At 72.5% G+C, this 8,915-nt stretch carries 10 protein-coding genes; 3 read left to right on the forward strand and 7 right to left on the reverse strand.

The annotated features are described in order from the left end of the window. Positions 1-374 (forward strand): hypothetical protein (locus GT354_RS24635; protein ID WP_161358561.1); only part of this gene is annotated, 374 nt, incomplete at its 5' end. Here the strand turns inward: GT354_RS24635 and GT354_RS24640 are convergent. The 3 genes from GT354_RS24640 to GT354_RS24650 form a co-directional block, all read right to left on the reverse strand. Further along, positions 296-664, reverse strand: coding sequence for a hypothetical protein (locus tag GT354_RS24640; RefSeq protein WP_161358562.1), 369 nt, complete (start codon positions 662-664; stop codon positions 296-298). The genes GT354_RS24635 and GT354_RS24640 overlap by 79 nt on opposite strands. Positions 665-1,095: 431 nt before the next feature. Further along, on the reverse strand, positions 1,096-1,404 hold the full coding sequence (locus GT354_RS24645) for an AzlD domain-containing protein (RefSeq protein ID WP_161358563.1): 309 nt from the start codon (positions 1,402-1,404) through the stop codon (positions 1,096-1,098). Continuing rightward, positions 1,404-2,252: an AzlC family ABC transporter permease gene (locus GT354_RS24650; RefSeq protein WP_161358564.1), complete on the reverse strand. Its 849-nt coding sequence runs from the start codon at positions 2,250-2,252 to the stop codon at positions 1,404-1,406. Before GT354_RS24650 ends, GT354_RS24645 begins: the two co-directional genes overlap by 1 nt. 256 nt (positions 2,253-2,508) lie before the next feature. Between GT354_RS24650 and GT354_RS24655 the strand changes: the two genes are divergently transcribed. Continuing rightward, entirely contained in the window at positions 2,509-3,045 is a 537-nt protein-coding gene (locus GT354_RS24655) for an XRE family transcriptional regulator (RefSeq protein ID WP_346012155.1), read from the forward strand. A gap of 147 nt (positions 3,046-3,192) precedes the next feature. On the opposite strand, the gene GT354_RS24660 is transcribed toward GT354_RS24655, so the two are convergent. The 3 genes from GT354_RS24660 to GT354_RS24670 all read right to left on the reverse strand — a co-directional run bounded on the left by GT354_RS24660 (position 3,193) and on the right by GT354_RS24670 (position 6,922). Then, the gene (locus GT354_RS24660) at positions 3,193-4,587 is read right to left on the reverse strand and encodes an oxygenase MpaB family protein (RefSeq protein WP_161358566.1); all 1,395 of its coding nucleotides are present in this window, start codon (positions 4,585-4,587) and stop codon (positions 3,193-3,195) included. A gap of 152 nt (positions 4,588-4,739) precedes the next feature. Next, positions 4,740-5,159 carry an ATP-binding protein gene (locus tag GT354_RS24665; RefSeq protein ID WP_161358567.1) on the reverse strand — a complete coding sequence of 140 codons (420 nt, stop codon included), beginning with the start codon at positions 5,157-5,159 and terminating at the stop codon, positions 4,740-4,742. Between the two features lie 368 nt (positions 5,160-5,527). Continuing rightward, the gene (locus GT354_RS24670; protein ID WP_237535414.1) at positions 5,528-6,922 is read right to left on the reverse strand and encodes a PLP-dependent aminotransferase family protein; all 1,395 of its coding nucleotides are present in this window, start codon (positions 6,920-6,922) and stop codon (positions 5,528-5,530) included. 351 nt (positions 6,923-7,273) lie between these two features. Between GT354_RS24670 and GT354_RS24675 the strand changes: the two genes are divergently transcribed. Then, complete coding sequence (locus GT354_RS24675) at positions 7,274-8,080, forward strand: metallophosphoesterase (protein ID WP_161358568.1); 807 nt, start codon at positions 7,274-7,276, stop codon at positions 8,078-8,080. Positions 8,081-8,090: 10 nt separating this feature from the next. Here the strand turns inward: GT354_RS24675 and GT354_RS24680 are convergent. Next, positions 8,091-8,915: formyltransferase family protein (locus tag GT354_RS24680; protein WP_202512255.1), on the reverse strand; the 825-nt coding region annotated here is incomplete at its 5' end.

An 8,915-nucleotide genomic window follows, 5' to 3' on the forward strand; every position in this document is an offset into this window, starting at 1 on the left:
CTGCGATGAGCCTGCCCGACGAACCCCGACCCACCCTCTCGGACCACGACGTCCGGGTACTGCTCGAAGCCGGCTGCGCCGACTGCGCGACCGGCGAGGACCCGTCCGTCGAACCCGTCGTCGATCACGCCTGGCGCCGGTTCGGCGACGCGCTGAGCGCTTTGACGTGCGATCCCTACGGGCACGGTCTCGCGTCGGAGTCGGCCGCGAATCCGTTGCCACCGACGGAGTCCGCCGCCGTCGCGGCGATCGCGCGCCGGGTAGGGGCCCGTGACCTGCGGGTACGCGCGGTGCGCTACCGCGAGGCGGTCACCCGGGCCGTCCACGTGCTCGACACCCGGATCGGGACGGCCCGGGTGACCGCCTCGCGGTAGCGCACCGCGCGTACCCGCAGGTCACGGGCCCCTACCCGGCGCGCGATCGCCGCGACGGCGGCGGACTCCGTCGGTGGCAACGGATTCGCGGCCGACTCCGACGCGAGACCGTGCCCGTAGGGATCGCACGTCAAAGCGCTCAGCGCGTCGCCGAACCGGCGCCAGGCGTGATCGACGACGGGTTCGACGGACGGGTCCTCGCCGGTCGCGCAGTCGGCGCAGCCGGCTTCGAGCAGTACCCGGACGTCGTGGTCCGAGAGGGTGGGTCGGGGTTCGTCGGGCAGGCTCATCGCAGCCGCCTCCCTGAGGTCGGGTCGGGTGCACCGGCACCGGACTCGGTGGGTTCGGGGCGCGCCGATCGTTCGAGCCGGGCGCTGCGGCCTGGTGGCGGTGGGGCTCCGGCCGGATGGAGCCCGACCTCGTGCGGCAGGGGCCAAGGGTTGCGACGTGCGTCGACGGCGACCGACGTCGCGGGGCGCCGGGGCGACCCGCAGGTGACGGTGACGCGGCGGCGCTGTCGCTCGTCGTGCGAGATCCATCCGGGGGTACCGACGATCAACAGGACCTAAGAGGCGCTTTGTTGATAAAGCTGCTTATGGGCCTCACGGCGAGGCTAGCAGTCGGACACGGGTTGTTCCATGCCCTGACAGAGCGTCAGTTGGTCGGGCCGATCAGGCCCCCGGACGCGCCGCGCGCGACATCGACAAGCGCGCGACGGGGCTCACCCGACGCCCCAGAGCCGAAGCAGGGCCGTGGTCGCGACCGCCGCCAGGACGACGACCGGGAACGGCGCGCGACGCACCGCCAACACCCCGCCGACGAGCACACCCGCCGGTCGGGCCCAGCCCGCGAAACCGTGGTCCCGGGTCAGCGCGGCGTTGGCGATCAGCGCGACGAGCAGTACGGCCGCGGCAACTGCCAGGAGGCGCTGCACCCGCTCGGGCATCCGTACCCGACCGTGCGACAACGGGCCGACGAAACGAAACGCGAAGGTACCCACGGCGAGCACCACGATGGCGAGCAGAGGCATCACGATGTCTCCCGATCCGCTGCGGAACCCGGCTCGGCTCCCGATGCCGGGCCCGACGGCGACCCCGAGCCCGAGTTCGACCCCGAGCCCGGCCCCGACCGCGAGTCCGGCCCCGGCCCCGGCCTCGATCCCGGCTCCGGCTCCGGCTCGTCACCGATGTCCTCCCCCCGGTCGCGGGTCCGCATCGACCGCACCGTGGGCAGCAGTCCCACCAAAGCGAGCAGCACCGGCAGTCCGGCGGGCAGGAACGGCGTTGCCGCGACCGCGACCACCGCGCCCACGAGCGCGGCCGTGCGTGTCGCGGGGTCCGCGAGCGCGGGCAGGACCAGCGCCAGCAGCACGACGGGGAACGCCGCGTCCAGGCCCAGCGCGTCAGGGTCGCCGAGGCCCTGCCCGGCGAACGCGCCGACCACGACGGCCAGATTCCAGGCCGCGAACAGACCCAGACCGCAAACCCAGAGCACCGCACGGCGCTGTCGGGGGTCACGCCGGACCATCACGAAGGCCACCGTCTCGTCCGTGGTCAGGTGCGCGCCGAGCAACCTGGTCCACCACCGGTCGCCGAGCGCGTCGGCCACGGCGAACCCGAACGGCACCAGGCGCGCGTTGAGCACGAGGGCCGCCGCGACGGCCGCGATCGGGCTGCCGCCGGCGAGCACGACGCCCACGGCGGCAAACTGGGAGCCCCCGGCGAAGACGATGACGGACATGACGATGGGCACCCACGGTGCGAGGCCGCCGGCGACGGCGATGGCCCCGAACGAGGCCCCGACTATCGCGTCCGCCACGCAGACGAGGGCAATGTCGCGTAGCGTGCCGCGATCGACGGTTCGGTATAGCGAACGCATGTCCGATAGAGTGAACCCGGCATCCCGCGTTCGTCAAGCCGAACAAACCGACGCCTGGAGCGAACACATGGTGCGACCGCCCGACCCCGGCGATCACCGCAATCCGAGCAACCCAAGCAACCGGAACAGCCCGGGCAACGCCGGCACCCCGAGCGGCCCTGTCCTCCCGGGCGGCCCCATCCCCCCGACCGACGCCGCCACCCACGCCGCCCCGCCCCAAGCCCCCGCCCACGCCGACCCCGGTCGCGTCGACCCCATCGCCGTCATCGCGGCATCACTGCGCCGCGAGCGCGCCCGAAGCGGCATCTCGCTCACCGAACTGGCCAAGCGCGCCGGCATCGCCAAGTCCACGCTGTCGCAGCTCGAATCGGGCGTCGGCAACCCGAGCGTGGAGACCCTGTGGGCCCTCGGCGTCGCGCTCGGTGTGCCGTTCAGCCGCCTCGTCGACCCGCCCCGGGCCAACGTGCAGGTGATCCGCGCCGGTGAGGGGCCGGTCACCCACTCCGAGCACGCCGACTACTCCGCCACGCTGCTCGCGTCGTGCCCGCCGCACGCTCGGCGCGACGTGTACCGCCTGGTGGCCCAGCCCGGCGAGCCACGTGTCTCCGTCCCGCACATGCCGGGCACCGTCGAGCACTTGGTGCTGAGCACGGGTCGCGCCAGAGTCGGCCCGACCGAGGCCCCGATCGAACTGACCCCGGGCGACTACGTCACCTATCCGGGTGACACCCCGCACATCTTCGAGGCCCTCGAACCGGACACGAGCGCGGTCATGGTGATGGAACACATCTGACGGCCGCCCGACCGAATCGACCGCGGCGGGAACGAGCCCCGGGCACGGTTGGGCCGGCCCCGATCCCGGGCCGGGACCGGCCGCTCCCGCGCGGCACGCTCCCACCGACTTCCGCCCAAGACCGCCGCCGTCGAACGGCGGCCCGCGTCAGGCCCGGCCCATGACGTGTTCGAGGGTTTCGGAGCGGGTGCGCCCCAGGATGGAGGAGCGCAGCGCGCCGGCGAACTCGTCGACCGAGACCATGCCGTCGCCGTCCGCGTCCATCTCGTGCAGCCACTGGAGTCGGCGAATCGCGGTGGTGCCTCCGTCGAGCAGGCTCGCGTAGTCGGCGTGGTCGATGCGCCCGTCGCCGTCGCGGTCCACCGCCGCGGCGATCGCGGCGGTGACGGCGTCGAACGCGGGGCCGCACGCGGTCAGCGCGAACGCCCGGTATTCGTCGACGTCGAGAACACCGTCGTGGTTGGTGTCCGCCGCCGCGCGCAGTTCGAGCCACCACGCGTGGAAGGCCGCGTACAGCGCTTCTTCCTCGACCTCGCCCAAGTCGAGATTGCTGCTGAACACCCGCGCGGTGGCGGCCAGATCGGGCCAGGACAGGACGCCGTCGCCGGTCTGGTCGAGCACCCGCGCGAAAGCCTCGGCCACGTCCGGCGCGGCGTCGGCCGTACCGCCCCCCAGGCCGGCGCGGCGCAGGCTGTGCTCGGCCTCGCGCTTGGCCGTGATGAACGTCGCGGCCAGCGGCATGTACGCCCACTTCGTGGGCAGTACGCTCGCCACCACCGACGCCGTCCGGCACGCGAGCGACACGGCCGCCTCGGCGCCGAACGGCAACGTGCCGCGCTCGCCCATCTTCTCCCGGTACGCCGGCGGGAGCGTCGCGAGCAGAACGGTCCGCGCGCCGGCCCCGAGCAGCGAACACAGCGCTTCCCACACCGTGTCGGGGACGAAGGAGAGCTGCGCGGGCGGCGGAAGCTTGTCGAACGCCTCAAGGAACTGCCCGACGCCCTCGCTCAGCACGAGTTTTTCCCGCACGGTCTCGTCGAAGTAGGTGCGAAACGCGTCGAGTGTGCTCGGCATCGCCGACCCGGGGACGCCCAACTGTTCGCCCACGACCAGCCATTGCGCGTACAACTCGGCCTGCCGCTCGTCGTCCATCGGGTCGCCGCCGAACTCGCACATCACCACCATCGCATCGAAGACGGTGAGGTGGACCCACGCCTGCGCGTCGGGGTCGAGCGCGTCGTAGGGGCGGCCGTCGGAGGCGACGCCGTTGATGTGGCTGTGCAACCGGTGCAGCCGGGCCGCTTCGCGCTCGCGGTCGAGGGGGTCCTGGTAGACGAGCCGCTGCAGGCTCAACAGGGTCTGCTCGACCCGCCGCCACGGGTGCCGCCGGTAGGTCGAGAACTCGGTGACGCCGGCGCTGACCACGGGATGCGCGGTCTCCAGGACGATCGCGCGTCCGATCGTGGTCAAAAGCCGCCATTGGCCCAGCAGTTCCCAGGTCGACGAGCCCGGGCCGGGAAAGCCGTCTTCTGCGTCCGACATGATTCGAGCCCTTCGTCCGACCGGTGCGTGATGACGACAATACAATCCGTCACGCACTGCGGTGTGGCTTGGATGCTATTGCGCTCGAACGAACTCGCACCGAGGCCGCCGGACAGGCAGGCGCCGGCGGGCGCGGGCCGGAGAGCCGGCGTTCAGCCGACCACGATCGGAACGGATGGGCGCCGGGCTTCCCACCAGACCGTCTTGCCCCAGTGATACACCCATGTACCCCAGTCTCCCGTCGCCGCCAGGATCGGCAGTCCCCGACCACCCACCGTGCAATCCCCGGCCGGGCGTTCCGTGGGCACCGGTGTCGTGCGGTCGGTGTCGGAGACCTCCAGGCGCAGTGTGCCGCGTGCGGTCCAGGACGCTTCGACGATGATCTTCGTGCCCTCGGCGTGCAACACCGAGTTGGTGGTCAGTTCCGAGGCGCACAGGAGCATGTCCTCGGCCATGGGTTCCGCCGTGAGCCCGAGCGCCGCGACGAACCACCGCAGCGACCGACGCAGAAACGACACGGCTCCGGGTTCGCGAGTCAGTGCGAACTTCGCGGTCGCGCAGATCACGGTCATGGCCTCGCCCTCTTTTCATCTGCTCGTGTCGTCTTTCGTCGGATGCGTCCGCTCATCGACGGAACGGTTCGTCAGGCGGTGCCCGGGTCTACTTCCTGCGGCCGGCCGCCCGGTTCGTCCGTTGCCTCGGCGGATGCGGATGGCCGGGATCGAATTCGACCCGAAATCGACCGGTACTTCCGTCACTCACGAGTCTCACCCCGGATTCCGGTTCCATGCCGACCCGGACCCCTCGACCGAGATCGGGTCGAGTTCGAGCGGCCCGGGCTGCCGCCGACGCCCGCGCCTCCTCCTTCGCGCCCGTTACGAGACGCCCTCCCGCCACGCCTTGACGTCACCCCTCACAGCCCGCCCCCGCACCTCGCCCCTCACACCACGCCCAGCGCCGTCACGAGCGCGTCCACCGCCGCCGACCACGCGTGTGCAGGCGGTGCGGCGAAGCCGATCAGCAGGCCCTGCCGGCGCCCGGCCCCCGATCCGCTCACCGGGCTGTGCCACAACTCGCCCATCCCGCGCATCGTGATCCCCCGCTCGGCGCACGCGGCCAGCACGTCGCGCTCGGCCGGGCCGTCGTCGGGCCAGGTCAGCAGTGCGTGCAGCCCGGCGGCCACGCCCTGTACGGTCCCTCGACCACGCACCGGTCCGGCCGCGGCGAGCCGGTCGATCAGGAACTCGCGCCGCCGACGACAGCTCAGCCGCGCCGCGCGCACATGCCGGTCGTAGTCGTGCCGTTCGATCAGATCCGCGAGCACGAGCTGCCCGATGGTCTGGGTCGCGAAGTCGGCCCGATGCTTGGCCTCGACCACCGCCCCGACCAGGTGCCGAGGCAGCACGATCCAGGCCAGCCGCACCCCTTGGCCGAGGGTCTTGGACACCGACCCGCAGTACGCGACGTGTTCCGGCGCCATGCCCTGCATCGCGCCCACGGGTTGGCGGTCGTAGCGGAACTCGCCGTCGTAGTCGTCCTCGACGATCAGGCCGCCGGTGCGCCCGGCCCATCGGCACAGCTCCCGCCGCCGGCGCGGGTCCAGCGGTACACCCGTCGGGTACTGGTGCGCGGGCGTCACGACCACCGCGCCGATCGCCGGATCGGCCAGGCGGGCGAAGCGCGCACCCGCGCCGTCCACGGGCAGCGGTACGACGGCGCGACCGCTGCGCCGAACCACGTCGCGGTAGTGGTTGTGGCCGGGGTCCTCCATCCCGACCGCGCGCACGCCCGATGCGCCGAGCACTTCGGCGAGCAGCGCGAGGGACTGGTGGAATCCGGTCGTGATCACGATCCGGTCGGGCGTACACACCACCCCGCGGGTGCGGCCGAGGTATCCCGCCAGCGCGGTGCGCAGCTCGATCCGGCCCTGCGGTTCGCCCGGGCCGTGGACGCCGGCAGGCGCCCCGGTCAGCACGCGCCGCGTCGAACGCAGCCACGCACCGGTCGGGAACGCCGACCCGTCGGGCAGCCCAGGGCTCAGGTCGAAGCGCGTGGGGGCGGGGTCGGGCAGCGCCCGCGCGTCCTGCGGTACGGCCTGCCGTCGCCCCTCGGCGACCCTGGTCGCGGCGCCCTGACGGGCGGTCAGGTATCCCTCGGCGACGAGCTGTTCGTAGGCCGCGGTGACGGTACCGCGCGCGAAGCCCAGTTCACCGGCGAGCCCGCGGGTCGAGGGCAGCACCGCGCCCGGTGCGAGCCGGCCGGTCCGGATCGCGTCGCGCAGCGCGCGTTCGAGGCCCAGCCGGCGGCCGTCGACGGTGTCGATGTCGACGTGCAGGTCGAGCGTCGCACCGACCGACGGCGCGGGGGCTGCGGACGTGGCGGCGGACTCGGCGGCGAACTCGGCACTGGACCAATCCTTTGTCACTCGACTGGATCTTACCGGTGGTCCGGTCGACCCCATAGCTTCGATCACGGCTTCGACCACGGCTCGATCACAGCTTTGATCACAGCTTCGAGCACCGCTTCGACCACGGTTCGATCACTGCTCCGATCGCGCGGTGCCGCCGATCCCCCGGCCCCCACACTTCACCGAATCTTCACGGCGCCCCGGTGCCCGACGTAGCCCCCACTTCACGGCAGCCGACTACAAAGACACGGCCGGCTCCCCCGAAACAAGGACCCACGCATGTTCGTGTTCGCACACCTCAGCGACACCCACCTCGACGGCGGCGAGCGCAGCGCCGCGCGCACCCGGGCGGCCATGGACCACCTCGACGCGCTCCCGTGGGACCTGGACGCCGTCCTGGTCACAGGGGACATCGCCGACAACGGCACACCGGCGGAGTACGACACCGCCCGCGCCCTCCTCGCGTCCCGGCACCCGGTCCTGATCGGCCCCGGCAATCACGACGTGCGCGGCCCCTTCCGGGAAAACCTGCTCGGCGAACCGGCCGGCGACGGCGGTCCGATCAACCGGGTACTGCGCACCGCTTCGGCGCTGTACGCGATGTGCGACTCGTCGATTCCCGGCCGCCACGACGGCCTGCTCGCCCCCGAGACACTCGCGTGGCTGTCCGGCGTCCTCGACGAATCCCCGCCTTCCCTACCGGTGTTCGTCGCCTTTCATCACCCGCCGGTGGAGCTGCGGATCCCCTTCCTCGACGCCATCCGCCAATTCGGTGAGGCCGACCTCGCCGACCTGGTGGCGCGTCACCCGAACATCGCGGCCCTCCTCTGCGGACACGTGCACACGCCTGCGGCCACCACGTTCGCCGGCAGGCCACTGCTGCTCGCGCCCGGCATCGTCTCCACGCTGAGCCTGCCGTGGGAGCGCGGCGACGACGAGGGCCACGTCGACCCGCTGTTGCCACCGATGTTGACCTTCAACGTGTGGGACGCCGGTCGGCTGACCACGCACTACCGCGTGGTGGGTTCGCTCGATACGCCGATCCGGGATCGGACCGAGGCGGTCGACGTCATCGGCCGGGGATAGCGGCCGTCGGTCAGCGCCGAGGCGGACCGTCGGCCGGGGCCGGGGCACCGCTCGCGCCGGGGCCCAGGATCGTGCCGTGCCCGAGTGCCTGTCGAAACTCGCGCGGGTCGCCGCGGCGTCCGTCGAGTTCGACCTCGGTCAGCCGCACGCGGCGGCGGTCGCCGCAGACCACGTACACGCCGTCCGGCGCGGCGTGGACGCAGCCGGCTGGATCGGGCCAGGCATGCAGGGCGGGGTCGCGCTGTGCGCGCCAGACGATCAGTGGGCGTCCGCTCACGTGGGTGAAGGCGCCCGGTTCGGGTGCCGTGCTCGCCCGGATCAGGTTGTGCACGTCCGTCGCCGCGTAGTGAAAGTCGATCAAGCCGTCGGCGCCCCGTCGGGGCCCGAACACCGTTGCCTTGGAGGCGAGTTGTGGCCAACTCGCGGCCGTCCGCGCGAGCAGCGGCACGGTGGTGCGGCGCAGCACCCGAGCGGCGGCCGGGACCAGCCTGCGGTACACGTCGAGCGGCGTGTCGTCGTCGCCGATCGCCACCGCTTCCTGGTCGATCAGGTCGCCCGCGTCGGCCTCGGCGACCATGTGGTGCAGGCTGATGCCGCCTTCGCGTTCGCCGTGCAGGATCTGCCAGTTGACCGACGCGTGGCCTCGGTAGCGGGGCAACAGGCTGGCGTGCAGGTTGACCGCGATCGGCGCGAGCGCGATGACGTCGTCGGTCGGCGGGCGGTGCCAGTACGCGCTGATCAGGGCGTCGGGCGCGAGCCGTTCGAGGTGTCGGCGCTCGGCCGCGTCGCCCGGGTCGGCGCGCCGGACCGGCAGGCCCAGGGCACCGGCGACCTC

The organism is Streptomyces sp. SID3343, assembly GCF_009865215.1.
Taxonomy (GTDB): domain Bacteria; phylum Actinomycetota; class Actinomycetes; order Streptomycetales; family Streptomycetaceae; genus Embleya.